Annotated in this window: 18 protein-coding genes and 2 tRNA genes; 9 read left to right on the top strand and 11 right to left on the bottom strand. The window is 65.1% G+C overall.

Annotated elements, in window-relative coordinates:
- The first annotated feature begins 176 nt into the window (after positions 1–176).
- Positions 177–4,187: a Pls/PosA family non-ribosomal peptide synthetase gene (locus AC1DW9_RS13525; protein ID WP_476776054.1), complete on the top strand. Its 4,011-nt coding sequence runs from the start codon at positions 177–179 to the stop codon at positions 4,185–4,187.
- Positions 4,188–4,208: 21 nt separating this feature from the next.
- On the opposite strand, the gene AC1DW9_RS13520 is transcribed toward AC1DW9_RS13525, so the two are convergent.
- Positions 4,209–5,000, bottom strand: coding sequence for a pseudouridine synthase (locus AC1DW9_RS13520; protein ID WP_476776053.1), 792 nt, complete (start codon positions 4,998–5,000; stop codon positions 4,209–4,211).
- A gap of 474 nt (positions 5,001–5,474) precedes the next feature.
- On the opposite strand from AC1DW9_RS13520, the gene aroC reads away from it, so the two are divergent.
- Positions 5,475–6,593: a chorismate synthase gene (aroC, locus tag AC1DW9_RS13515; RefSeq protein WP_476776052.1), complete on the top strand. Its 1,119-nt coding sequence runs from the start codon at positions 5,475–5,477 to the stop codon at positions 6,591–6,593.
- Positions 6,594–6,662: 69 nt separating this feature from the next.
- Positions 6,663–7,940: a 3,4-dihydroxy-2-butanone-4-phosphate synthase gene (gene ribB / locus AC1DW9_RS13510; protein ID WP_441488275.1), complete on the top strand. Its 1,278-nt coding sequence runs from the start codon at positions 6,663–6,665 to the stop codon at positions 7,938–7,940.
- Positions 7,941–8,131: 191 nt separating this feature from the next.
- On the opposite strand, the gene AC1DW9_RS13505 is transcribed toward ribB, so the two are convergent.
- Positions 8,132–9,061 carry a histone deacetylase family protein gene (locus AC1DW9_RS13505; protein ID WP_441488276.1) on the bottom strand — a complete coding sequence of 310 codons (930 nt, stop codon included), beginning with the start codon at positions 9,059–9,061 and terminating at the stop codon, positions 8,132–8,134.
- A gap of 244 nt (positions 9,062–9,305) precedes the next feature.
- On the opposite strand from AC1DW9_RS13505, the gene AC1DW9_RS13500 reads away from it, so the two are divergent.
- Positions 9,306–9,902, top strand: coding sequence for a L,D-transpeptidase (locus tag AC1DW9_RS13500; protein WP_476769612.1), 597 nt, complete (start codon positions 9,306–9,308; stop codon positions 9,900–9,902).
- Positions 9,903–10,068: 166 nt separating this feature from the next.
- Here the strand turns inward: AC1DW9_RS13500 and AC1DW9_RS13495 are convergent, their stop codons facing one another.
- The 5 genes from AC1DW9_RS13495 to AC1DW9_RS13475 form a co-directional block, all read right to left on the bottom strand.
- On the bottom strand, positions 10,069–10,962 hold the full coding sequence (locus AC1DW9_RS13495) for a metallophosphoesterase (RefSeq protein WP_476776051.1): 894 nt from the start codon (positions 10,960–10,962) through the stop codon (positions 10,069–10,071).
- A 419-nt stretch (positions 10,963–11,381) separates the two neighbouring features.
- A complete protein-coding gene (locus AC1DW9_RS13490) occupies positions 11,382–12,761 on the bottom strand; it encodes an aspartate aminotransferase family protein (protein ID WP_113517787.1) in 1,380 nt (459 codons plus the stop codon).
- Between the two features lie 119 nt (positions 12,762–12,880).
- Positions 12,881–14,350: an amidase family protein gene (locus tag AC1DW9_RS13485; RefSeq protein WP_476776050.1), complete on the bottom strand. Its 1,470-nt coding sequence runs from the start codon at positions 14,348–14,350 to the stop codon at positions 12,881–12,883.
- A gap of 52 nt (positions 14,351–14,402) precedes the next feature.
- Positions 14,403–15,254, bottom strand: coding sequence for a patatin-like phospholipase family protein (locus AC1DW9_RS13480; RefSeq protein ID WP_476776049.1), 852 nt, complete (start codon positions 15,252–15,254; stop codon positions 14,403–14,405).
- 7 nt (positions 15,255–15,261) lie between these two features.
- Positions 15,262–15,663, bottom strand: coding sequence for a MarR family winged helix-turn-helix transcriptional regulator (locus AC1DW9_RS13475; RefSeq protein WP_084652251.1), 402 nt, complete (start codon positions 15,661–15,663; stop codon positions 15,262–15,264).
- A 214-nt stretch (positions 15,664–15,877) separates the two neighbouring features.
- Here AC1DW9_RS13475 and AC1DW9_RS13470 point away from each other — a divergent pair, with 214 nt between their 5' ends.
- Together AC1DW9_RS13470 and AC1DW9_RS13465 are read left to right on the top strand one after the other, a co-directional pair.
- The gene (locus tag AC1DW9_RS13470; RefSeq protein ID WP_441507687.1) at positions 15,878–17,509 is read left to right on the top strand and encodes a long-chain-fatty-acid--CoA ligase; all 1,632 of its coding nucleotides are present in this window, start codon (positions 15,878–15,880) and stop codon (positions 17,507–17,509) included.
- A gap of 45 nt (positions 17,510–17,554) precedes the next feature.
- Positions 17,555–18,331, top strand: a complete 777-nt coding sequence (locus AC1DW9_RS13465) for a DUF1499 domain-containing protein (RefSeq protein WP_476769616.1) — start codon at positions 17,555–17,557, stop codon at positions 18,329–18,331.
- Positions 18,332–18,379: 48 nt separating this feature from the next.
- Here AC1DW9_RS13465 and AC1DW9_RS13460 read toward each other — a convergent pair whose 3' ends face one another.
- On the bottom strand, positions 18,380–19,300 hold the full coding sequence (locus AC1DW9_RS13460) for an MBL fold metallo-hydrolase (protein WP_476776048.1): 921 nt from the start codon (positions 19,298–19,300) through the stop codon (positions 18,380–18,382).
- 158 nt (positions 19,301–19,458) lie between these two features.
- Here AC1DW9_RS13460 and AC1DW9_RS13455 point away from each other — a divergent pair, with 158 nt between their 5' ends.
- Positions 19,459–20,085, top strand: a complete 627-nt coding sequence (locus AC1DW9_RS13455) for a biotin transporter BioY (protein WP_476776047.1) — start codon at positions 19,459–19,461, stop codon at positions 20,083–20,085.
- A 540-nt stretch (positions 20,086–20,625) separates the two neighbouring features.
- Here AC1DW9_RS13455 and AC1DW9_RS13450 read toward each other — a convergent pair.
- Positions 20,626–20,702, bottom strand: a tRNA-Pro gene (locus AC1DW9_RS13450).
- Positions 20,703–20,883: 181 nt separating this feature from the next.
- Here AC1DW9_RS13450 and AC1DW9_RS13445 point away from each other — a divergent pair.
- Together AC1DW9_RS13445 and AC1DW9_RS13440 are read left to right on the top strand one after the other, a co-directional pair.
- Positions 20,884–20,958, top strand: a tRNA-Gln gene (locus AC1DW9_RS13445).
- 300 nt (positions 20,959–21,258) lie between these two features.
- Complete coding sequence (locus AC1DW9_RS13440) at positions 21,259–21,474, top strand: DUF1059 domain-containing protein (protein ID WP_441488286.1); 216 nt, start codon at positions 21,259–21,261, stop codon at positions 21,472–21,474.
- Positions 21,475–21,668: 194 nt separating this feature from the next.
- Here AC1DW9_RS13440 and AC1DW9_RS13435 read toward each other — a convergent pair whose 3' ends face one another.
- Both AC1DW9_RS13435 and AC1DW9_RS13430 read right to left on the bottom strand, forming a co-directional pair.
- Positions 21,669–22,940, bottom strand: coding sequence for a TAXI family TRAP transporter solute-binding subunit (locus AC1DW9_RS13435; RefSeq protein ID WP_476776115.1), 1,272 nt, complete (start codon positions 22,938–22,940; stop codon positions 21,669–21,671).
- Positions 22,941–23,281: 341 nt separating this feature from the next.
- Positions 23,282–24,016, bottom strand: coding sequence for a MipA/OmpV family protein (locus AC1DW9_RS13430; protein WP_476776046.1), 735 nt, complete (start codon positions 24,014–24,016; stop codon positions 23,282–23,284).
- Between the last annotated feature and the right edge of the window lie 260 nt (positions 24,017–24,276).

The following is a 24,276-nucleotide window of genomic DNA, read 5'->3' as shown; positions in this document are numbered from 1 at the left end:
GAGTGTTGTGCTAGCAGGGATGCACACAACAGCGACATGCTCGGCCGGGGGGAGGCAGCCGGAATCCGGATCGAACGATACGGTTTCCGGGGCAGTTTTAGAGGTGCGGTTCGCCGCAGGGTCGCCTTGGGGTGAGTGCCGCCGGGGCTGCTCTGGCCGATCCGCAGCGGGGCACCATGAACGACATCAGCATTCTGTCGGCGGACGAGACCGCCCGGAGCGCCACCCCGCTCGCCATGATCGCGGGCGAGAAGCGGCCTGACCTGATCCGCGATGAGGTTCTGGGCGAGATCTTCGCTGCGACAGTGGCCGCGCGCGGCGCACACCCGGCTCTGACGGATGCCGAGCGCCGGCTCAGCTATGACGAGGTCTGGGCAGCGGCGCGCAGTCAGGCGCGCGGCCTTGTCCTGTCGGGCGTCGGCCCCGGCAGCATGGTCGGCCTGTGGATGCCGCGCGGCATCGACCTCCTTGTCGCGCAGATCGCGATCACGCTCAGCGGCGCGGCCTGGGTGCCGTTCGATGCCGAGGCGCCTGTCGATCGCATCGCGACCTGCCTGAACGATGCCGAGGCCAAGGGGCTCGTGACCTGCGCCGCCTGGCAGGGCAAGGCGGCCGCGATCGGGCGTCCGGTCTGGTCGCCTGCCGATCTCGTGGCGCGTGACGATGGCGCACTCCTGCCGGCGCGCGCAGCCGGGCTGAGCAAGGATCATCCCGCCTACCTGATCTATACCTCGGGCTCGACGGGGACGCCGAAGGCGATCGTCATCAGCCATCACAACATCTGCCACTTCCTGCGCTCCGGGAACGCCTTCTACGGGATGGGGCCAGACGACATCGTTTTCCAGGGCGCGTCGGTCGCCTTCGACCTGTCGATGGAGGAAATCTGGACACCCTATCTCGTCGGCGCGACGCTGTTCGTCGCTTCGCCCGAGATGATGGGCGATGCCGAGAAGCTGCCGGCAATCCTGAACGGTGCCGGCGTCACCGTGATCGACACCGTGCCGACGCTGCTCGGTATCCTGCCTTCCGACGTGCCTTCGCTGCGGCTCATCCTGCTCGGCGGCGAGGCGCTGCCGCCCTCGATCGTGCAGAAATGGGCGAAGCCGGAAAGGCGCATCCTCAACACCTACGGGCCGACCGAGGCGACCGTGGTGGCGACCGCGACCGAGGTGAAACCCGGCGAGGTGGTGACCATCGGCCGGCCGATCCCCAACTATACCGCCTATGTCGTCAGCGAAGAGCTGCAATTGCTGCCGCCTGGCCAGCAGGGCGAACTCCTGATCGGCGGCCCGGGCGTTGCCCGGGGCTATCACGGCCGCCCCGAACTGACGGCGGAGAAATTCATCGCCAATCCGTTTGGTGGGATCGACGACCCCATTCTCTACCGATCCGGTGATGCGGTCAGCCTCGATGCGGCCGGCAACATCGTCTTCCATGGCCGTATCGACGACCAGATCAAGATCCGCGGCTTCCGGGTCGAACTCGGCGAGATCGAGTCGAAGCTCGCAGACGAGCCGGGGGTGAACCAGGCGGCGGTCGTGCTGCGCGAAGATGACGGCATCGAACGGCTCGTCGCCTTCGTGGTCAGCGAGCCCGGCGTCGCGGTCGATGCGGGCGTGCTGCGCGCTGCGCTGAGAGAACAGCTGCCTCCCTACATGGTCCCCGCCCATTTCGAGGCTGTCGGCTCGCTGCCGCGCATGGTCTCGGGCAAGGTCGACCGCAAGATGCTGAGGGCTGCGCCGCTGACGGCGCCGGCCGCAGCCGGCGAGCAGGAGCCGCCGCGCAACGAGACGGAGGCCGCCCTTCTCGAGGCGGCCAAGCGCGTATTGGGTGCGTCGAGCCTGCCGTTCGAGGCCGATTTCTTCGTCGATCTCGGTGGTCATTCGCTGCTGGCCGCGCGCTTCATCTCGATCGTGCGCGAAACCCCTGCCTATGCCGGCATCACGCTGCAGGACGTCTATGGTGCCCGTACGTTGCGTGGCATGGCGGCGGTGCTCGATGGGCGCGGGATCGCGGAGGCCGAGGATCTCTCTTTCACTCCGCCCTCCTTTCGGCGCCGCTTCCTGTGCGGGCTGGCGCAGGCCGCCGCGCTGCCGATCATCATCAGCCTGGCGACGGCGCAGTGGCTCGGAATTTTCGTCACCTATCTGCTGATTTCCGGCGAGGATCTGTCGCTGCCGGCGCAGGTCTTCACCCTGCTCGGCGTCTATGTCGCGATTACCATCGTCACCGGCCTGATCTCGATCGCCTTGAAATGGATCGTGCTCGGCCGGACCAAGCCCGGCGTCTATCCGCTCTGGGGCGTCTATTATTTCCGCTGGTGGTTCGCCGCGCGCGTTGCAGGCCTTGTCCATATCAAATGGCTGCAGGGTACGCCGGTGATGCGCTTCTACTGGCGCCTGCTCGGTGCCAAGGTCGGCCGCGACGTCATCATCTCGGATTACGAGGCCGGTGCGCTCGATCTCATCGAGATCGGCGACTACACGACCTTCGGCTCGAAGACCACTTTCGCCAATGGCGAAGCCATCGGCGACAAGCTGATCCTGGGCCGGATCAAGATCGGGCGGGACGTGAACGCTGGCGCCTCCGTGGTCTTCGGTCATGGCAGCACCACCGGCGACCATGCCGAGATTGGCGATCTGACGGCGATACCGTCCGGTACGACGGTCGGCGCGGCCGAAATCTGGGACGGCACGCCTGGCCGGAAGATCGGCATGGTCGATCTCGACGCGTTGCCGCCGCAGGCCGAGGCGAGCATGCGCCGTCGCTTCGCGATGACGGTTTTCTACGTGTTCATGCTGATCGTGCTGCCGCCGATCAGCTTGCTGCCGATCTTCCCGGCCTTCTGGCTCTTCGACAGGATCGACGACCAGATCGCGACATGGTCCGATATCAGCTATCTCTGGTATCTGCCGATCCTGACCTGGCCGACGGCGATGGGCCTCATCGCCTTCACCGTGCTGCTGATGGCCGGCCTGCGCTGGGTGATCCTGCCGCGCGTGACCTCGGGCTCGTGGTCGATCCATTCCGGCTTCTATGCCCGCAAATGGACGGTGGCGCTGGCGACCGAGGTGACGCTGGAGACACTCTCCTCGCTGTTCGCGACGATCTATATGCGCTTCTGGTATCGGTTGATGGGCGCCAGCATCGGCAAGGGCGCGGAGATCTCGACCAATCTGTCGGGTCGCTACGATCTGACGGCGATCGGGGCCGGCAACTTCATCGCCGACGAGGTCGTCTTCGGCGACGAGGACATGCGCCGCGGCTATATGCGTCTCGACATGACGAAGACCGGCGATCAGGTCTTCATCGGCAATGATGCGGTCGTGGCGCCAGGCGCCGTGATCCCCGACCGGGTGCTGATCGGCATCAAGTCGAAGCCGCCTGCCAATGAGAAGATGCAGCCGGGCGATACCTGGTTCGGCTCGCCGCCGATCCGCCTGCCGACGCGGCAGAAGGTCGACCTTGGGGCGGATTGGACCTACAAGCCGTCGCTGGGGAAGAGGCTGGCGCGGGCGGGCTTCGAGGCGCTGCACACCTCATTCCCGGCGATGCTGTTCATCACTTTCGGCACCATCGCGGTCGATCTCGTGCTGCAGCAGAAGATCTTCGATCGCGACTGGGGCGGGCTCGCGCTCAGCTTCATGGGCGTGTCCATCCTGATCGCGGTGACGCAGGCGCTGATCTGCGCCGCGATGAAATGGCTGCTGATGGGCGTCTACAAGCCGGTGATGAAGCCGATGTGGTCGTTCTGGGCGATGCGCACCGAGGCGGTCGCCGTGCTCTATTGGGGATTGGGCGGCAAGGTGCTGTTCGACTATCTGCGCGGCACGCCTTTCCTGCCCTGGTTCCTGATGCTGTTCGGTGCGAAATACGGCAAGGGCGTCTGGCTCGACTCGACCGATATCACCGAGTTCGACTGCATCAGGGTCGGCGACTACTGCACGGTCAACGCGCATTCGGCCCTGCAGACCCACCTCTATGAGGACAGGGTCATGAAGGTCGGCCGCGTGCATCTCGGCAAGGGCGTTTGTGTGGGCGCGGCAGCGACGGTGCTCTACGACACCCATGTCGGCGACTACGCGCAGATCGGCCTGCTGACCGTGATCATGAAGGGCGAGAACCTGCCGGCGAATACGCGCTGGGAGGGGGCGCCGGCGGTGCCGGCCAAGGCGGCGGCGCACTAGGGCCAAAGCTGACCGGCGGTTCTACCCGTCGAGGCGGCCCTCGGCCGAAGGTCGCGGAGCGCCGACGCAGCCATTATCGAGCGGTAGTGCGATCTCGTCAGGCTGCAATGCGCGGACCGCGCCCTTTGGCAGGTCGCCCAGCGGCAAGGCCCCGATGCTGACACGGACCAGGCGCAGCACCCGCGCGCCGGCCGCTTCGACGATGCGCCGGATCTGTCGGTTGCGGCCCTCGTCGATCACCATTTCGATCCAGGCGTTCCTTTGGCCATGGCGCAGGAGCGTCGCCGCCTTGGTCGAGAGCGCCTCGTCGCCGTCGACGGCACCGGCGCGCAGCCGCGCCATCAAGGCGGTGTCGGGCACCGTGTCGATCTGGACATGGTAGGTTTTCTCCACGCCGGAGGCCGGGTCCAGGATGCGCTGCGCCCAGCGCGTGTCGTTGCTCATGAGCAGCAACCCTTCACTCGCCTTGTCGAGCCGCCCGACCGGGGCGACGAACGGTAGCTCCAGTCCGTCCAGGCAGGAATAGACCGTGGCGCGGCCTTCGGGGTCGGTCCGGGTCGTGAGCGCGCCGCGGGGCTTGTTGACCATCAGATAGACACGGCGTTCGGCCGAGACCGTTTCGCCATCGACGATGATGCGGGCACGCGCGAGATCCAGGCGCAGGCTCGGGTTCAGGGCAAGACGCCCATCGACCCGGACGCGCCTGCCGAGAATCAGGCCTTCGGCCTGGGTGCGTGAGCAATAGCCGAGCTTGGAAAGGGCGCGCGCGAGGCTGACGGACCCCGGCGTGCCGGGGCCGGATTGTCTCGACATGGTCTGGGCATTCCGAATGCGAAAGACCGGTCGCCGGCTCCGGGGCCATCATGTCGAGGCGCGGGACGGGCTACCGTGGACAAGCCGCCTTGCGGTGCGAAACCGTCTGCGCGAACCTCGTCCGGGATAGGTTGCTGTGCCAGGTCCGAGACGGCACGCCGTGGCAGGCGTCGTGGCCGACCTGAGGCCACTCCCCCCGAACCCGCTCCTCTTCGGAAGGTTCGGGGCTAGGCGCCCGCGATGATGACACTCCCGGGGCGCCAGGAGCGCGGCTGGGTGACAGGCCTGCGTCTCATCGGGCCTAGAAGCCGCCGGATCGGGCGGCTGTCAAGACTTGCGCTGCCGCGCAGCATTGCCGGGGATGCGGAGCGCGGGACGCGACGCGGCGGGCGTTGGGGCATGGTTTGCGCGCAGCGGGGTTTCGCGCGGGCGCGATCCGGCTTATGAGCCCGGAGCGAAACCCGTCAGGCTGCCATGTCCCATAACACCTTCGGCCATCTCTTCCGCGTCACCACCTTTGGGGAAAGCCACGGGCCGGCGATCGGCTGCGTCGTCGATGGCTGCCCGCCTCTGATCCCGCTGAGCGAAGCCGAAATCCAGCTCGAACTCGATCGCCGCCGGCCCGGTCAGTCGCGCTTCACCACGCAGCGCCAGGAGCCTGATCAGGTCCGCATCGTCTCCGGTGTCTTTCCCGATGAGGCGAGCGGCCAGCAGGTGACGACGGGAACCTCGATCGGGCTGATGATCGACAATGTCGACCAGCGTTCCAAGGACTACTCGGACATCAAGGACAAGTACCGGCCCGGCCACGCCGACTTCACCTATGACGTGAAATACGGCATTCGCGATTATCGCGGTGGCGGGCGTTCCTCGGCGCGCGAGACGGCCATGCGGGTCGCAGCCGGCGCGATTGCGCGCAAGGTCGTGCCAGGCATGATCGTGCGCGGTGCGCTGGTGCAGATGGGGCCGCACAAGATCGACCGGAACAACTGGGACTGGAACGAGGTCGGCAATAATCCGTTCTTCTGCCCGGATGCCAAGGCGGCGGCCTTCTTCGCCGAATATCTCGATGGCATCCGCAAGTCCGGATCCTCGATCGGCGCGGTGCTGGAGATTGTCGCCGAGGGCGTTCCTGCCGGCCTGGGCGCGCCAATCTACGGGAAGCTCGATGCCGAGCTGGCCTCGGCGCTGATGAGCATCAATGCCGTCAAGGGTGTCGAAATCGGTGAGGGGTTCGCTGCGGCCGAACTCTCGGGCGAAGAGAATGCCGACGAGATGCGGGCCGGCAATGACGGCAAGCCGCTCTTTCTCTCCAACCATGCCGGCGGCATCCTGGGTGGCATCTCGACCGGGCAGCCGATTGTCGCCCGTTTCGCGGTGAAGCCGACATCCTCGATCCTCGCCACGCGCGCGACCGTGACGCGGACCGGCGGGGAAGCGGATATGTTCACCAAGGGGCGCCACGACCCCTGTGTCGGCATCCGGGCCGTGCCGGTCGGGGAGGCAATGGTCGCCTGCGTGCTGGCCGACCAGTTCCTGCGCCATCGCGCCCAGGTCGGCGTGGTCGAGCCGCGCTGGCCTTTTGCTCAGTAATTTTCAGTATTACTGAATTTCATTCCCTGCTTCATTGCAAGTGAAGTGGGGGTGTATTAACTTGCGGCCATGAAGCTCGAAACTTGGCTCCGGCAGAATGGCATGGCTCGCAGCGCCTTCGCGCGGCAGGTCGGCCTGTCGCCGGCCAGCGTGACGGCGCTCTGCAACGATCAGAGTGCCTGGATCTCGCGCGAAAGTGCCGAGCGCATCGCCGCCGCCACGAACGGTGCCGTCACCCCCAATGATTTTCTGGGCCTGCAAGGGCCGCGGGAGGCTGTCATGCAGCAGAACGTCACTCAGGCCATCGAAGCCTTCGCCCGCGGCGAGATCGTTATCGTCACCGATGACGATGACCGCGAGAACGAGGGCGATCTGATCATCGCGGCCTCGCTCTGCACGCCGGAGAAGATGGCCTTCATTATCCGCAATACCTGCGGCATCGTCTGCGCGCCGCTGACGGCTGACGAGGCGCGGCGGCTCCGGCTCGACCCGATGGTCTCGTCAAACGACGCACCGCTCGGCACGGCCTTCACGGTGACAGTCGACGTCAAGCACGGGCTGACCACCGGTATTTCGGCCGAGCAGCGCAACAATACCGTGCGGGCGCTGGCCAATGGCAATATGGGCGCCACGGATTTCGTGCGGCCCGGTCACGTGTTTCCGTTGATCGCCAAGGATGGCGGCGTTCTGATGCGCTCCGGCCATACCGAAGCGGCGGTGGATCTCTGCAAGCTCGCCAATCTGCCGCCGGTCGGCGTAATCTGCGAGCTCGCCAATGATGATGGCACCGTGATGAAGGGCGCGCAGATCACCGCCTTCGCCAAGACGCACGGGCTGCAGCAGATCACGGTCGCCGAGCTGATCGCTTATCGCCAGGCGCGCGAGAAGCTCGTCGAGCGGGTGCATTCCTTCCCGGTCAAGACCGAGTTCGGCGAGATGACCGGCCATGTCTATGTCACGCCCTTCGAAGACACCCAGCATTTTGCCTTCGTCATGGGCAAGGTCGGTGACGGCGAGAAGGTCCCGGCGCGACTGCATCGTGCGAATGTCGTGGCGGATGTGCTCGGAGGCGCGAAGTCGATCCAGTGCGCGCTCCGGCGCTTCCAGCAGGATGGTCGCGGCGTGCTGATCTATCTGCGCGACGGCTCCGCCGGCGTGCCGATCAAGAGCGTCGAGGAGGGTTCCGACGCCCAGCGCTCGCAGCAATGGCGCGAGGTCGGACTCGGCGCCCAGATCCTGCGCGATCTCGGGGTCGCCTCGATCGTCAACCTCGCGTCCTCGCCGCGCTCCTTCGTGGGCCTGAGCGGCTTCGGCATCGAAATCGCGGAGACGCAGCCGCTGGAGTGAGCGGCTCCGCCATCAGCGCGACGAAACGCAGCCCCCGGGGATGCCTGCCCTGCCCGGATTGGGTCGCCGCTGGGCGACTTGCAAGGGCGGCTAGATCATCGGACCGGACATCGCATCCAGTCCGATGATCTAACCCTTTGTCTTTGCATCGGCTTTCCCGAAAACCGCAATCCACTTTTCGGGCTGATGCTTTAGCCTCGCATCAGTGCCAGGACATGGCTTGCGGTCGATTTCGACAGGGCTTCGAGATCGTAGCCCCCTTCCAGGATCGAGACGACACGGCCCTCGGCGCGGCGGTCTGCAATCGCCATCAGCTTCTGGGTTGCCCAGGCGAAATCGCTTTCGACCAGATTGATATTGGCGAGCGGGTCGCGCCAATGCGCATCGAAGCCGGCCGAGATGATCACGAGGTCGGGCTGGAAGGCGTCGACGCGCGGCAATACCGCAGTCTCGAACGCATCCCGGAAGGTGTCGGAACCATCGCCCGCGCGCAGGGGGGCATTGACGATCGTGCCGTGCTCGCCACGTTCCGAGGCGGCGCCGGTGCCGGGATAGAGCGGCATCTCATGGGTTGAGGCGTAAAGCACGCTCGGGTCGTTCCAGAAGATCTCCTGCGTGCCATTGCCGTGATGCACGTCCCAGTCGATGATCGCGACGCGCTCCGCGCCATAGGCCTTCTGGGCGTGGCGGGCGGCGATGGCAGCCTGATTGAAGAAGCAGAAGCCCATCGCCTTGACGCTCTCGGCGTGGTGGCCGGGCGGGCGCGTGGCGCAGAAGGCATTTCTCGCCTTGCCCTGCATCACTTCGTCCACGGCATGGGCGGCTGCGCCGACGCCGCGCAGCGCAGCCTCCAGCGAGCCGGGCGACATCGTGGTGTCGGCTTCGATCTCGACGAGTCCCGTTGCCGGTGAGGCGGCGATCAGTGCCTCCGCGAAGTGGCGCGGGTGGCAGAGCGTGACGAGTTCGAGATCGGCGCGCGGAGCCTCGACCCGGGCGAGATGGGCGAATCGTTCATCTTCGAGTGTTTGCTCGACGACGCGGATGCGGTCCGGGCGCTCGGGATGGCCGGGCGGAGTCAGGTGCCGGAGGCTCGCCGGGTGTGTAATCAGAAGCGTCGTCACTGGTTCTCACCCTCATTGCGGGGCCTGCCGCCGCGCGTCATGTTGCACTGCCGTTGCGCGATTACCACGGTCGCGGTCGAAGTCGACGAAACACGCATCACGGCTGGAACTTCATTGCGCCATGTCAGTTTGCCGCATAGAGCAGCGGCATGTCTCGACGTCGCCCCAACCCCGGGGGCGGGAATAGAATATTAACTTTTCATTCATCATAAATGGCGCGTTCGCGGCGTCGCTGGTGGTAGGCATGAAACAGACCGTAATCGTTGCCCTGGCGCTGTCGACCCTTCTCGGTGCGTGCCAATACAAGAGCGTGAATGCTCCCGCACTGTCCGAGCGCGATGCAGAATACATCGCGCTGGTGCCGAAATTCGAGCACCAGATCACGCAGTTGCCCTACGAGATCACGGACCCGACCGGTCTGCCGCCCGGCAGCATCAAGGTCGATACGGTCGAGAAGTTTCTCTACTTCGTGCTGCCGAACAAGAAGGCGATTCGCTACGCCGTCGCGACCGGCGACGAAGCCTTCGGCTGGACGGGTGAAGCCACGATGCAGCGCAAGGCCGAGTGGCCGCGCTGGACCCCACCGGCCGAGATGATCAAGCGCTGGCCGCATCTGGCGCCCCGCGCCGGTGGCATGGAGGGCGGTCCGGACAACCCGCTCGGTGCGCGCGCTCTGTATCTCTACCAGAACGGCAAGGACACGCTCTACCGCATCCATGGCACGAACGAGCCCGAGACCATTGGCCGTTCGGCGTCTTCCGGCTGCATCCGGATGCGCAATATCGACGTGATCGACCTCTATAATCGGGTCACGGTCGGCACCAAGGTGGTGGTGGTCTGACGGCCCCCGCCGGTTCTGGTCGGGCCTCGCCCGGCCAGGGTCTGACAGCATTTCAGATCGAGCGGAGCAAGATGCTCGGGGCATCCGAGCATGCGGCGGCGATCTAGCTCCTTGTTTAAGCATCGGATTTTTCCAAAAACCGGATTCCACTTTTCGGTCCGATGCCCTAGCCTAGCTCCACCAGCACAACCTCCGGCGGAATTCCGAACCTGAGCGGCAGTTTGCTGGTGCCGAGGCCGGCAGAAACCACCAGATCGCGCCCGTTCTCGCGGACATGGCCATAGGCGTAGCGATTGCCATAGCGTGACGGCACGATCGGCGACCAGCCGAACAGCCTTACCTGTCCGCCATGGGTATGGCCTGACAGTGTCAGCCCAACCCGCGCCGGCATCCGGGCGAAGACATCCGGCTCATGCGCCAGCATGATGACGGGCGCGCCATCATCAGCGATCTGGGCGAGGGTGCCGGGCAGATCGTCGACGCCATTCTTCTGTCCGCGCAACCGTTTGACGAAGGCGATCTGGTCGCCGAGGCCGGCAAGCCAGAGCGGACCTGCAGCGGTCTCCAGGCGCACCGCCCGATTCTCGAGAACCGTGATCCCGGCCGCTTCGAGCGCAAGGCCCGCTTGTGTCGGCCCGCTGCGGTTCCTTTGTGTCGGTTCGTCCTGCCACCAGTCGTGATTGCCGAGTACGGCGTAGACCCCGCTCGGCGCCTTGAGCGCGGCGAGTGCCATAGCCCATTCGGCATAGGGAGGGTCGGAGGCGCGGCGCGTCCGGCTCGCAACGAAATCCCCGAGCAGCAGGACGAGATCCGGTTTCAGCTCGTTGGTCATCGCGACTATATCGCGCACACGCGATACCGGCATATGCGGCCCGCCAATGTGCAGATCCGAGATGATTGCGAGTTTGAGGCGGCCTGACTGGGGCCAGCCATTCGGCGTGAACCGGTAGTGCGTCACCCGCTGATGGGTTGGCTCCCAAGCATAGGCATAGCCGCCAGTGCCGAAGCCGGCCAAAAAAAGACCGGCGAGAGTTTGGAGAGCTCTGCGCCGGTCAATCATGGAGGGTCTCGAAAGTCAGTCTGGCAGTCGTCAAGTCAATCGTCAAAACCGTTGCGGAGAACGGCCGGCACAAGATGAGCCGGTTTCCTCTCTGCCGTCCTGTCCGACGCAGGCGAGGCACGTCTCGTTCCCGCGGCGATCGCGCGAAATGCGATCGGGCGGAAGTGCGATGCGTAGGCCTCTCTGGCCGAGGCATCATGGAAGCTCGCGCTTCGTTGCGTCGTCTGACGCTTGTTGGCGGAAGGCATCGGTCCTGACTTTACTTGTTGCACGGTGCCGGCGGTTCCTGGCCGTCGACACAGGGAAGGTGACGTCCGATCGGGACGACGAAGCGGCGTGATCGTGATTTCTTCGTGGCTTTTCGGCCTCGATCGCAATCATGTCGCCGCTTCGGTTAATCTCCCCTTAAGCATGCAGGCTCAGGCCGCGAGCAAGCCTTCGGCCTTGACCCAGGCGAGCGTCTTGTTCAGGGCCCGCTCGTAGCGGTCGAACATCTCCTCGATCTCGGCCTCGGTGATCACGAGCGGCGGGCAGAAGGCGACACGGTCGCCCATGGCGCGGGTGATCAGGCCCTCTTCCTGCGCGAAGAAGACCGATTTCGGGCCGACGCCCTTCTTGGTCTCGAACGGGGCCTTGGTCACCTTGTCCTTGACGATCTCGACGCCACCGATCAGACCGACGCCGCGCGCTTCGCCGACCAGCGGATGCTCGGCAAGCTTCTCCAGCCGCCGCAGGAAGGTCGGGGAGACCTTGCGGGTGTGCTCGACGATCTTGTCGCGCTGATAGATTTCCAGCGTCTTGACCGCGATCGCGCAACCGACGGGATGGCCGGCATAGGTGTTGCCGTGGCCGAAGGTGCCGATCTTGCGGCTCTGGTCGACGAGGACCTCGTAGACCTTGTCGTTCATCAACACGGCGCTGAGCGGGAAATAGGCCGAGGTGATCTGCTTGGCGAGCGAGATCGTGTCGACGTTCATGCCATAGGTCGTGGTGCCGAACATGTTGCCGGTGCGGCCGAAGCCGGTGATGACCTCATCCGAGATGAACAGGATGTCGTATTTGGCGAGAACGGCGTTGATCTTCTCGAAATAGCCATCCGGCGGGGTGATCGCGCCGCCAGCGCCCATTACCGGCTCGGCAATGAAGGCGGCGACCGTGTCCGGCCCTTCGCGCAGGATCATCTCCTCCAGTTCGGCTGCGAGGCGCGAGGAGTAATCCTGCTCGCTCTCGCCAGGCTCGGCGAAGCGATAATGATGCGGGCAGGAGGTGTGCAGGATGCCCGGCAGCGGCAGGTCGAAATCGATATGATTGTTGGGCAGGCCGGTGAGCGAGGCCGAGGCCACGGTGACGCCGTGATAGCCCTTCAGCCGCGAGATGATCTTCTTCTTCTGCGGCCGGCCAAGGGCATTGTTCATGTACCAGACGATTTTCACCTGGGTGTCGTTGGCGTCGGAGCCGGAGGCGCCGTAGAACACCTTCGAGATCGGAACCGGTGCGATCTCCTTCAGCTTCTCCGCCAGCTCGATCGCCGGATCATGGCTGCGCCCGCCGAAGATATGCGTGAAGGGCAGCTTCTTCATCTGCTCCGTCGCCGTGTCGATCAGCTCCTGGTTGGAGTAGCCGAGCGCGGTGCACCAGAGCCCGGCCATGCCCTCGATGTATTCCTTGCCGGCGCTGTCATAGACGAAGACGCCCTTGCCGCTTTCCAGCACCAGCGGGCCGGTCTCGCGATGCGTCGCCAGGTTCGTGTATGGGTGGACCAGGGTCTCAATGTCGCGGACGGCGAGGTTGGATAGCATGGCGCAATCTCCAGGTTTTTATGCGGCCTTTATGCGAGCATAGACCGGGATCAGCGCAAGCACTGAGCGATTTTCACGCAGATCGACGCAGACTCTGGCGCGTATCGGGTTGCGCCTGCTCAGGATTGTCCGGCCGAGCCGGGGGGAACGCGATATCCTGCGCCCGCCCTTGCCAGCATGCCGCCGACGGCGACTGCCGTCAGGTCTTCGCCGGCCGCCGCAATGATCTGCACGCCGAGCGGCAGACCAGCGTCCGACTGCGAGATTGGCGCAACCAGCGAAGGCAGGTCTGCGCCAGTCGCGAGCGAGGCCCAGAGCAGGAAATCGAGATAGGGGCGAGGCTCGCCGTTCACGACAAGGCGCCTCGCGTGAATATCCGGCGTGTGATCATGCGGGATCGCGGCAACGGGGGCAGGTGGGCAGAGCACGACGTCATAGGACTGGAAGAAGCGGGCCCATTGCCGTTTCAGAGCCATGCGCCGCTGCGAGATCTGCTGGTAGAGCCCCGGCGTCATGCGCGCGCCGCGCGCTTGCAGCGATTGATGCGAGAGATCGTTGGTGCTGAAGCGCGATGCCATGGCCTGGATACGCGCCCTGACCTTAGGCGGCAGACCATAGGCGACGACGGCATGGTTGAGCAGCGCATAGACCTCGAAGGCTTCGGAGAAGCGGATCGCCGGGCGCGCCGTCTCGTCGATGATCGCGCCCTGCGCGGCAAGCAGATCCGCGGCCCGATGCACGACTGCGCCGACCTCCCGGTCGGTCGGAGCGAAAGCATCGTCGGCCCAGAGTGCGACACGCAGGCCGCGGGGCTCTTCCAGCCGAGGAGCGGTGAGTGTGGCGCCCGCGACTCGGGAATCGCGCGGGCCGGCCAGCACCGGAAGGATGAGCGCAAGATCCTCGGGCGCGCGCGTGATCGGTCCGGCGACCAAAAGGTCGGCATTACGCGGTGTGCGGCGCTCGGGCGGCGGCGGCAGGTGGCCCCAGGTCGAGATCAACCCCCAGCTCGTCTTCAGGCCGTAGACGCCGCAGGCATGGGCCGGCCAGCGCGCGGAGCCACCGAGATCGGAGCCGAGCTCGAAAGCAGACATGCCGGTCGCGACCGCGGTTGCCGCTCCGCCGGACGAGCCGCCGGGCGAGAAAGCAGCATTCCAGGGGTTGTTGGTGACGCCGTGAATGGGGTTGTAGCTCTGGAAATCGCCTGAGAAGACCGGGACGTTGCTCTTGCCCAGAATGACGGCGCCGGCAGCGCGCAGGCGAGCGACGGGGGCGGCATCATCGGTGGGAATGCGCTCCTTGTAGGCGGGTAGCCCGCCGGAGGAGGGCAGGCCGGCAACGTCGAAGGCGTCCTTGATCGTGATCGGCAGCCCTTCAAGCGGGCGGGCGCTGCCATCGGCGAGGCGCCTGTCCGATTCTGCCGCCATGGCGCGCGCGGCCTCGCGGTCCTGGGCAATGATGGCGTTGAGCAATGGGTTCAGCGAGTCGATGCGGGCGAAGCTGGCCTCGAGCAGGTCGCTCGCGCTGAAGCGGCGCGCGAGCAGGGCTTCGCGGAGGTCGGTCGCGGAGGCGGTCAGATCGATCGCAGGCATCGGTACGTCCGGTCGGTTGGCAAGAACCAGTTCGCAGGAACCAGCCTCATGCCTAGCCGGTTCGCGCTTCGACTTCCATCCGCCGAAGGAAGCTCTCGCCGTCACTGATGCCGAGTTCGTAGGCGAAGCGGATCCCCTCCCAGTCGCGGATCGTGAATTGCGAGACCGGAATGGTCCGGGACGGGCGCGCATAGGTCCGGCCCGGCACCTGCGGCACCGCGGAGAAGGGGCGCGTCAGCAGGACCAGCGTCCGTTCGCCGGCCTGTTCCAGATCGGCGAGCGCCCAGGCGGGGGCGCTGTCGACCAGCCCGCCGTCGAGCGCAGCGCGCTGCCCGACGAGCCCGGCCGGCATGAAGGGAGGCACTGCAGCGCTCGCCATCAGGGCCGCGACCAGTTGCTCTGCGGTTGCGCAATCGGCGAGCCGGACAAGATCGGGCACGAAACCGAGGCGGCGCCCGGCGGTGGGATGGACCGGCCGGCGGAGGCGCTTTTCGAGCTGATAGGCGCCGATCCCCAGCATCGCGGCGATCGGCAGGGGCCAGAAGCGTGGCGGGCGCGAGATCGCGATGCGGAAATCGCTCATCAGCCGCAGGGTTGAGAGGGCCTCGGGCGTGAAGAGCTGAGTGAGGAGGCGCTGATAGAGCTCGCCGACCGGGAAGAGCCGCCCACCCCGGCGAAAGGCCGCCCAATCCATTTCGGATGTTCGGTCGAGACAGGCTTGCCTGACCTGCTCGCGTACGGTCGGGCCGAGACCGAGTGCCGTATAGAGCATCGCGAAGGCGCCGGCGCTGACACCGACGACCCGGCGCGGCGACAACGCGAGGCGTGGCGCCACGGTTTCATGGAAGCCACCCTGCCAGTAGCAGCGATTGCCGCCGCCAGCGAAGGCGAGCCCGGCGAACATAAAGGCGCTATTCGGCGTCCGCGGCGCGAGCGAGGTCGCGCCAGGCCAGGACGAGCCGGTCGAGATCTGCGAGATCGCCGGCCGGCAGCTTGCCGAGCGTGGTCGCGACATAGCTGCGTTGCGCCGCGATGCCGGCTTCCGCCAGCCTGCGCCCCTCGGGCGTCAGATGCATCGCATAGGAACGCCGGTCGCCCGCGATGGCGCGGCGCTCGACGAGGCCGGCCTGCACCAGGCGATCGACGAGCCCGGAGACGTTGCCCTTGGTGACGTAGAGCCGCTCGGCCAGCTCGCTTTGGCTGATGCCTTCGCGCTCGGTCAGCGTGGAGAGCAGATCGAATTGAGGGATCGAGAGCCCGAGCGTACGGATGCGCGCCGTCATCTGGCCGAGCATGCGCTGGTGCAACCGCATGAAGCGGAACCAGACGCGGTCTGGATCGGTGCGTAGGGCGTCGGGCGCTGACACGGTTCCAACTCTCAGGGTCTATCAGTTCTGCCCTAAACTATCGCGTGGCTCCAGGCGAGCCCTTCATTCCCGCTCCGGCTCAACTCCTGCTTCCCTGCCGGGGAGCAGCCTGTCTATGCTGCTCCCAACAACAGCAAGAATGATCGTGGGGAGAGACGCTATGCTTGGCCTGATGCAGGACTGGCCCCTGCTGCTGCACCGGATCATCGACCATGCCGCCGTCCAGCACGGCACCCGCGAGGTCGTGAGCCGCGCGGTGGAAGACGGCTCGCTGCGGCGCACGACCTATGCCGATATCCGCCGCCGCGCCCTGCGGGTGGCCAGGCGCCTCGAGCGGGAAGGGATGCGGCTCGGCGACCGGGTCGCGACGCTGGCGTGGAATACCGACCGGCATCTCGAACTCTGGTACGGGATCAGCGGGATCGGCGCGATCACTCATACGGTCAATCCGCGGCTGTTCCCGGAGCAGATCGCTTGGATCATCAACCATGCCGAGGACAGGATGCTATTCCTCGACCTGACCTTCGTGCCGCTGATCGAGCAGATCCAGGACAGGCTGCCGAGCATCGAGCGCTACATCGTGCTGACCGATGCGGCACATATGCCGCAAACCAGCCTGAAGGGAGCAGCCGCCTTCGAGGAGTGGCTCACTGAAGCCGATGATGATTTCGCCTGGAAGCAGTTCGACGAGAACACCGCCGCCGGGCTCTGCTACACCTCCGGCACCACCGGCGGTCCGAAGGGGGTGCTCTATTCGCACCGCTCGAACGTGCTGCATGCCATGGCCTGCTCGGCGCCGGATTATATCGGGTTGTCCTCGCGCGACAGCGTGCTGCCGGTCGTGCCGCTCTTCCATGCCAATAGCTGGTCGCTGGCCTATTCCGCGCCGATGACCGGAGCCAAGCTGGTCATGCCGGGTGCGAAGCTCGACGGTGCATCGCTGCTCGAATTGCTGGAAGGCGAGGGCGTGACCTGCACCGCTGCGGTGCCGACGGTCTGGCTTGGCCTGCTGCAGCATCTGGAGGCGACCAACGCCCGCCTCTCGACGCTGAAACGTGTGGTGATCGGTGGTTCAGCCTGCCCGCGGGCGATGACGGAAGCATTCGAGCGCAAATATGGCGTCACGGTCGCACATGCCTGGGGCATGACCGAAATGAGCCCGATCGGCTCGTTCTGCTCGATCAAGCCGGTCTATGGGCATCTGCAGGGCGATGCGCTCTACGATCTCAAGGTCAAGCAGGGGCATCCGCCCTTTACCGTCGAATTCCGCATCACCGACGATGCCGGCCAGGACCTGCCCTGGGATGGCAAGACCTTCGGGCGCCTGAAGGTGCGCGGACCGTCCGTCGCCGGCGCCTATTTCAGGCGTGAGGATGAAGCGATCCTCGACGAGCACGGTTTCTTCGATACGGGCGATGTCGGCACGCTGGATGCCGCGGGGTATCTCCAGATCACCGACCGCTCAAAGGATGTGATCAAGTCGGGCGGCGAGTGGATATCGTCCATCGATCTCGAAAATCTCGCGGTCGGCCATCCCGATGTGGCGGAGGCCGCGGTGATTGGCGTCGCCCATTCCAAATGGGACGAGAGGCCGCTGCTGGTCATCGTTCCAAAACCCGGCCGTTCACCGAGCCGCGACGAGATGCTGGCCTATATGACCGGCAAGATCGCAAAATGGTGGCTGCCGGACGATGTCGTCCTGGTCGAGGCGATACCGCATACCGCTACGGGCAAGATCCAGAAGACCGCGCTGCGCGAGCAGTTCAAGGACTATCGCCTGCCGACAGGCTGAGCCGCGAGGCTTGCCTTCGGTGCCAGACCCCGCCACGTAATCATCATGCATCGTCGCATCGTCTTCGAGGAACCTGTCTCGCGCGCCGCACGCTGGAGCCGGCGGCTGGCCTGGTTTTCCGTCGCGGTGCTGCTGCTGGCCATTCTCGTCGCCCGGCTCGGCGAGCCTTCGGCGCAGGGACTCGCGCCGATCGCCGGTGCCTATGGCTTCGTTCTGCTGGCGTTGCTGCTGGCCGTGCTCGCCTTCATGCGGATCTGGCAGGTGGGGCATCGCGGGGTCGGCATGGCGGCACAGGCCTTCGTGCTTGCGCTCATCATGCTTGCCCCAGTGCTCTATGGTGGCTTCAAATGGCTGACGCTGCCGCGATTGAGCGATATCTCGACCGATATCGATGATCCCCCGACCTTCAGCCGCTCGCAGGCCGCGTTGACCGTGCGCCACGGCCTGGTGCCGCCCGACGTACCGGCTGGAGAGCGGCGCATCCAGCGCCAAGCCTATCCGAAGACGCTGCCGATCGTGCTGGAGGTCCCGGCCGAAACGGCGTTCACAATCGCGCGCCGGGCCGCCACTGCACTGGGCTGGCAGGTGCTCGAAGCGTCGCGCCCCGGCGGACGCAGCGGGGCAGGGCGGATCGAGGCGGTGGCGCGCACCCGAATCCTGCGCCTTGCCGAGGACATCACGATCCGAGTGCGACCGCGTGCCGACGGCAGCCGCATCGACATCCGCTCGGCTTCGCGGATCGGAAGCCACGATCTCGGCGCAAATGCTGCCCGCATCGCCGCCTTTGCTGCAGAGGTCGAGCTGCTGGTCGAGGCACGGTAGGTCATGTGCGACGGCGTGATGCGATCCGAAGAAATCGACGCCGCTGCATCAGGTCCGGGCCAGCTTGTATCGGCTCGCCAGCATCGGCAGTGCCTCGTCGCAGATGACAGTGCCGTGGAGGACCAGATCCTCGAGTTGGGCGAGGATCGAGAGCGAGGCCGCGCCATGCAATGCGACCGGCAAGCCCTGATAGATTGGTGGCACCATCTCCGCGATGCGCTCGTCGCCAGCCCTGAGGCGGTTGAGGATCGCGGCTTCGCGCAGCCGGCGGTGCTGTACGAGCGCGCGCAGGAAGCGCTGCGGTTCGTTCACCGGCCCGCCATGGCCAGGCCAGTAGATGGCGTGCTCCATCGCGCGCAGTTTTTCGATCGAAGCCATGTAGGACGCCATCGAGCCGTCGGGCGGGGCAACGATGCTCGTCGACCAGGCCATGACATGGTCGCCTGAAAACAGGCTTGTCTCTTCCGCGAGCGCGAAAGCGAGGTGATTGGCGGTGTGCCCCGGCGTTTCGACCGCCGAGAGCGTCCAGCCGGGGCCCGTGACCGTGTCACGGTCATACATCGGCAGATCGGGGGCATAATCGCGGTCGGCCGCGGCATCGAGCGGATTGATCTCGCCAAGCGCCAGTTCGCGCGCCGCGCGATGCGGCAGGCAGCCGGCGACGATGGCGCCTGTCGCCGCTTGCAGTGCCGGAACGGCGGGCGAATGATCGCGATGGGTGTGTGTGACAAGGATATGGCTGACGCTCTCGTCAGCGAGTGCGGCAAGGACGCGCGCGACATGAGCCGGGTCGTCGGGGCCAGGATCGAGCACCGCCACAGTGCCCCGGCCGATGATATAGGTGCAGGTGCCGGTAAAGGTCATCGGCCCGCCATTTCCGGCGATGATGCGCCGGACGAGCGGCGACAGTTCAACCACGTCGCCGGAGGGAGCCGTGGCGCTCCGATCGAATTCGATGTCTTCGCTCATGCGGGTTCCGTCGCCTGGTCCAGTCGCGTCACGGGGGCAGGTTGCGCCCCGGCCTTGCCGCTTCGCGCACCGCCGCGCGCCTTGTAGGGCATTGCAGCATTTTCTATAGACGGAAAACCGGCTGCGCAGCGCGGCCCTCGAAAAATGGATGAGAGCGCATGGCCGATCTGCTTCCCCTTTCCGCTCCGACCCTGGTCAACGCGATCCTTCCCCAGGTCTCGGGACGTCGCGCCGCGCTGGCGCGCAATGTCGCCCTTGCCGTGGCCGGCAGCCTGCTGCTCGTCCTCGCGGCCAAGATCAAGGTGCCGTTCTGGCCGGTGCCGATGACCCTGCAGACGCTGGCGGTGCTCGGCCTGGGCGCCGCCTATGGCTCGCGCCTCGGCGCTGCGACTGTCGCACTCTATATTGCCTATGGCCTTGCCGGGCTGCCGGTCTTCACCAACACGCCGCCGGTTGCAGCCGGGCTGCTCTATCTTGCCGGTCCGACCGGCGGGTTCCTTGTCGGCTTCGTGCTTGCGGCGGCTGTCGCTGGCTGGGCGGCCGAGCGTGGCGCCTCGGTGATCCGCCTGATCGCGGGATTCATTACCGCGGAAGCGCTGATTCTTGGCCTCGGCGGCCTGTGGCTCGCGCTCGGGGCGCAGATGGCGAGCGGTGCCACGGGTGTCGGCTTCGCCAAGGCCTACACTTTCGGCGTGCAGCCTTTCCTGCTCGGCGATGCGGTCAAGATGGCGCTGGCTGCGAGCCTTGTCGGGGCCAGTTGGTCCTTCCTGCGCCGCCGCGGCTGAGACGCGCTGCAACGGTAGAGACGAACGAGCCGGGGCTTTGCCTCGGCTTTTTCTTTGGCGCCGGCCGGGAAGGCATCGGCCCGAAAAGGGGATTGCGGTTTTCGGCAAGGCCGATGCAGCCGCACAAGGTGAAAGCATCGGGCCGCATACAAGATCCGGTCCGATAGTCCACCGATTCGCGTCAGGCAGACGGGCCTGCGCTCAGCCTTGCGGATTATTGCCGGAGCATGTCTTCACGGGTTGGCCGAAGATATCGAGCTTCATCAGCTCCCCGCATTTGTCGCAGCCGGAAAGCAGCACGGCGAGGCTCATGATTCCGATGATTCGGGAAAAGCGCGTCATAGAGTGAGCCCCATTGTCCTTGGGCGAGACTACAGGAGCCTCGCGCGCGACACCATCGCTGTACCGGGAGAAGTCGTGGATGCGTTAATCGGGCCAAGGCAGGCCCGCCTGAGGATCAAACCGCGCTGAAACGGTCCGGGCAACAAAAAAGCCCCGAAGGGCTTGATTTGTAACGGCTTGAAATATCTCGGGAAATTTTGGTCGGAGTGGCAGGATTTGAACCTGCGACCCCCACGTCCCGAACGTGGTGCGCTACCAGACTGCGCTACACTCCGATCAACTGGTGGCCGGCTTATAGCCAGCGTCGCGCCGCAGCGCAACAGGGCTAAGCACCTCTTGTGTGGATTTCTCCAGAGCCTCGCCGAAGGATCTGTCGCATCGGATGCAGCCACCTGTGAGAAGCGCTTGTCGACGGTTGCGCAGAGGCGCGACGCACACTAGAACGCAGCAGCGCGTTGGGGCGTCGCCAAGTGGTAAGGCAGCGGTTTTTGGTACCGCCATTCCCAGGTTCGAATCCTGGCGCCCCAGCCATTATCATAAAATATTGATTTTAAACGATTTTCCAAGATTTCTGTAACCGTTGTCCATAGCAGCCGGACGTGACGCCCTTGGCTGCTAGCCTGAAGTGGCGAACGGGTTGGTAGGGTCGAGACCCACAGGGGCGAACGACATTCTCCCGCATCAGCAGGCTTCGATTATCTCAGCTACACCCGATCGTCGGGCGCCGGATCTTTTTGCCAGGCCCCGGGCGTAAGCGTACTGTGCGTGAAGTAGGCGGCCTTCATTCGACGTGATGGAAGGTTGCTTGATCTCCCAATCGGGGAGGACGTTATGGGACGCAAGTTCATCGACTGCCGTGAATTCCCGAGCGAGATGAATTGCTCAGTCACGATCATCGCCGACAATGAGAGCGAACTGGTGGAGGCCTCGGTGCAGCACGCCGTTGCCGTGCATGGGCATCAAGATACGCCTGAGCTGCGGAACCAAATCAAAGCCGCCATCAAAGATGGCATGCCGTCTGAGAAGGCACCCAGTCGCGCCGCCTGATCGAACACGTGGTGCCGCCATCCTCTGATCCAACAACTGGCCTGCTGCCGGTTTTGTGCACGGTCTGACAAGCACGTCTGTAACGAGCGGTGCCGTGTCATCTCATCGACCAGACGAGAGGGGCTGGGCAGTGTCGGGGGCGATAGTCGGCGCACATGTTGGGCACGAGACACTGGCATCGGTGCAGCTACGAGTTATGAGCCCGTTCCAAGACGCGCCTTCAGTTCGACAGTCGTGCGGTCGATCAGGAATTGCTGGTAGCGATAGAACATTTCCTCGCCCATCGGCGTTGCGAACGAGTTGGCGTAGCGCTGACACCGCTCGCGCAGCCCGGCCAGGCGCTCCAGCATGTCCCTGATCGCTTCACGTTCATCCGCATCCGGCAAGGCGGGCTTCGCGATGGGATGCAGTGCTGGCGCATGGCTGACGGCCTCCCCCGCCACGAGCCTTGCTTCCGCCTCAAGCTTCTCGCGCGCGGAATCAAGTCGCCAAAGACGAAAGCGGCTGATGCCCTTCAGCAGGTTGAAAAGGGCCGTAACGGCCATGACGAGGTAGATCCAATAGGCGGGCGACATGAGGTTCACGAGCCACGGAAAATAGCGGTCTACGAACTCCGGCTCGCCAGTCAGAAAGAACTGCCTCGCTTCGGACGATAGCGGCACCGCGGTCGCCGAACTCGTCGAGGTCGGCGGGTTGCTGCGCACGAAAGTCGGAAGCGCAGCCGCCAGGAGCACCAGCAATTCAATGCGGTCAGCTCTCTTCGCGCACGCGTTGGCCAGGACCAGCGTATTGACCTGCGGCACCATTTTGTCGGTCGCAGGGGCCAGGCGCATCAAGTCGTATCGGCCAGCCGGCACGCGCCCAAGAGTCAGCCATGGAAAGCGGTCGGTCAAACCTCTTAAATCTCGGAGTTCGATGATTTCCAGATCATAGCGGCCGATGATCGTCCGCAGGAACTCGGCATCATTTCGCATGACATAGGCGGCAATATCGAGATTGCCCTGCGCCACAAGCTGAGCCTGCTCCTCGAGCTCGCGATAGGACGTTCGAATGTCGAGCTTCTTCAGGTCGGGATCGCCGAGCAGCTGGAGCACGAGATAGGCCGTTCCCGAATTCTCGGGGCCTATTCCGATGGAGGCGCCCCGTAGGTCGGAGAAGCTACCGAAGGACCGATCGCGCCGGGTCAGAAAAAGCAGCGACTCCGGCTCGGGCAGGCGCCCCAATAGTTCCAGTTCGGATTCGGCAGGCACTGGAGTGCCGTCCTGAACGAAGGCAAATTTCTCGGCGCAGGACTTTTGGTCTGCCATCAGGCGTTTGGCGTTCTCGATCGAACCCGCCGTCGGGATAACCTCGAGATGCCCTCGGTCGCGCCTGGCCAGCTGCGCCAGATCTGAAGCGAGCGAATGATAGGCGCCGCCTGGCGCTCCGGTCAGTATCGACGCTCGAAATGAGCCGTAGTCGCGCACCGTGCTGTAGGACAGAGCCAAGCCTGCAATGGCTGCTGATGCAACAACCAGCAATAGAATGCGCAGAACGCCCCTGCGCCGACCCGCGAAACTAGGTTTGTCTGGTCTCGGAGCGTGAACCGGCACGGTAGATGCCTGCAATGGGGGCAGTATGATCGCGAGGTCCCGGAGATTTGCACGACACTCGCGCGCTCGCCAGTTCTATCATCACTGCCAGCCACCCTGCGCCCGTTGCAAACGTAAATGCCTTTTCCTCCGTTACGCTTTAGCGGCCGGAGCCGGCGCTTCCATCTGCCTCACATACGCCGCGCCCTCGCCACGCCTGTCCAAGGGGCATCCCCTCACCAGAGTTTGATGTCGAACGAGTAGCTCACGCCGAGGCCGACGGTCGTCTGGTCCGGCGATCCATAGCGGGTCACCAGCGGGCTGGATGCCGCATCATCCCTGAGGCGGGCGTATTCGACATAGGCACGGACCTCCCATCGCGGCGTCAGTTGATAGCGCGCCTGCAGGCCGGCGCCGATCGAATGCAGCCCGCCCTTGGCATTGAAGAGGGGAAGCCCGGAAGCCAGCGATTGGGCGGCGTCGACGCCGAAATACGGTGCGGTCGCCTTGTTGTCGGCCAGCGAGAGGCGCGGCCCGCCGGACAGCGTCCAGCGTTCGCCGACGGGAACGACGACATCGGCGGAAAGATCGGCGACGAAGCCCCTGTGCCCGCCGAAACCACGGCGCGTTTCGATTCGCGTCCGGAACCAATCCCGGGGCCAGAACTCGGCGAAGAGGCCAGCTTCGATCGTCGCGTCGACATCGCCGAGCCCGCGCAAATGTCTGGGGTAGTCGCCAGCGTCGCGCCCGCTCTTGTACTTGCCGACAAGACCGCCATGGAAGCCGCCGATGTCGATCAGCGAAATACCGGCACCGTCCAGAGGGGCGCGAAAGCGCGCAGCCTTGCCGGCCCGGCGGACGGAGACGATCGGCAGGGGTTCGAAGCGGAAGCGGCTAGCGCCTTCGAATTCGGGGAGAAACCTGCCCTGAGCACCCAGGGTGATGGTCCAATCGCCGGGGATCGTTGGCATGCGATCGAAAAGACTCTGCGCATGGGCATGACCAGGAACTGTCGTGCAGATGAGCGCCAGGGCAGATGCGGCCAGGGCCACGCGGCCGGACAAAATGCGCCGAAGCGCCTCCAACGACGTCATTCATAAACCCCAATGGCGCAAAGCGCGTTCGCGAGACGCTCATCTCTAGGGCAGTGGGGGCGTGGGGGGATGTCTCCGGGATTTCGGTTTGCAACAGACTGTTACAGAATGATGCTTGCCCAAAGGGCATGTGGAAG

This window comes from Allobosea sp. P4_E12 (genome assembly GCF_056401655.1).
The sequence above is the reverse complement of the archived record's forward strand: the minus strand, read 5'-3'. Positions and strand labels throughout refer to the sequence as shown.

Coding starts and splice junctions, on each gene's coding strand:
- AC1DW9_RS13525 (WP_476776054.1), top strand. CDS start 177: ATGAACGACATCAGCATTCTGTCGGCGGACGAGACCGCCCGGAGCGCC.
- AC1DW9_RS13520 (WP_476776053.1), bottom strand. CDS start 5,000: ATGTCGAGACAATCCGGCCCCGGCACGCCGGGGTCCGTCAGCCTCGCG.
- aroC (WP_476776052.1), top strand. CDS start 5,475: ATGTCCCATAACACCTTCGGCCATCTCTTCCGCGTCACCACCTTTGGG.
- ribB (WP_441488275.1), top strand. CDS start 6,663: ATGAAGCTCGAAACTTGGCTCCGGCAGAATGGCATGGCTCGCAGCGCC.
- AC1DW9_RS13500 (WP_476769612.1), top strand. CDS start 9,306: ATGAAACAGACCGTAATCGTTGCCCTGGCGCTGTCGACCCTTCTCGGT.
- AC1DW9_RS13495 (WP_476776051.1), bottom strand. CDS start 10,962: ATGATTGACCGGCGCAGAGCTCTCCAAACTCTCGCCGGTCTTTTTTTG.
- AC1DW9_RS13490 (WP_113517787.1), bottom strand. CDS start 12,761: ATGCTATCCAACCTCGCCGTCCGCGACATTGAGACCCTGGTCCACCCA.
- AC1DW9_RS13485 (WP_476776050.1), bottom strand. CDS start 14,350: ATGCCTGCGATCGATCTGACCGCCTCCGCGACCGACCTCCGCGAAGCC.
- AC1DW9_RS13480 (WP_476776049.1), bottom strand. CDS start 15,254: ATGTTCGCCGGGCTCGCCTTCGCTGGCGGCGGCAATCGCTGCTACTGG.
- AC1DW9_RS13475 (WP_084652251.1), bottom strand. CDS start 15,663: ATGCGGTTGCACCAGCGCATGCTCGGCCAGATGACGGCGCGCATCCGT.
- AC1DW9_RS13470 (WP_441507687.1), top strand. CDS start 15,878: ATGCTTGGCCTGATGCAGGACTGGCCCCTGCTGCTGCACCGGATCATC.
- AC1DW9_RS13465 (WP_476769616.1), top strand. CDS start 17,555: ATGCATCGTCGCATCGTCTTCGAGGAACCTGTCTCGCGCGCCGCACGC.
- AC1DW9_RS13460 (WP_476776048.1), bottom strand. CDS start 19,300: ATGAGCGAAGACATCGAATTCGATCGGAGCGCCACGGCTCCCTCCGGC.
- AC1DW9_RS13455 (WP_476776047.1), top strand. CDS start 19,459: ATGGCCGATCTGCTTCCCCTTTCCGCTCCGACCCTGGTCAACGCGATC.
- AC1DW9_RS13440 (WP_441488286.1), top strand. CDS start 21,259: ATGGGACGCAAGTTCATCGACTGCCGTGAATTCCCGAGCGAGATGAAT.
- AC1DW9_RS13430 (WP_476776046.1), bottom strand. CDS start 24,016: ATGCCAACGATCCCCGGCGATTGGACCATCACCCTGGGTGCTCAGGGC.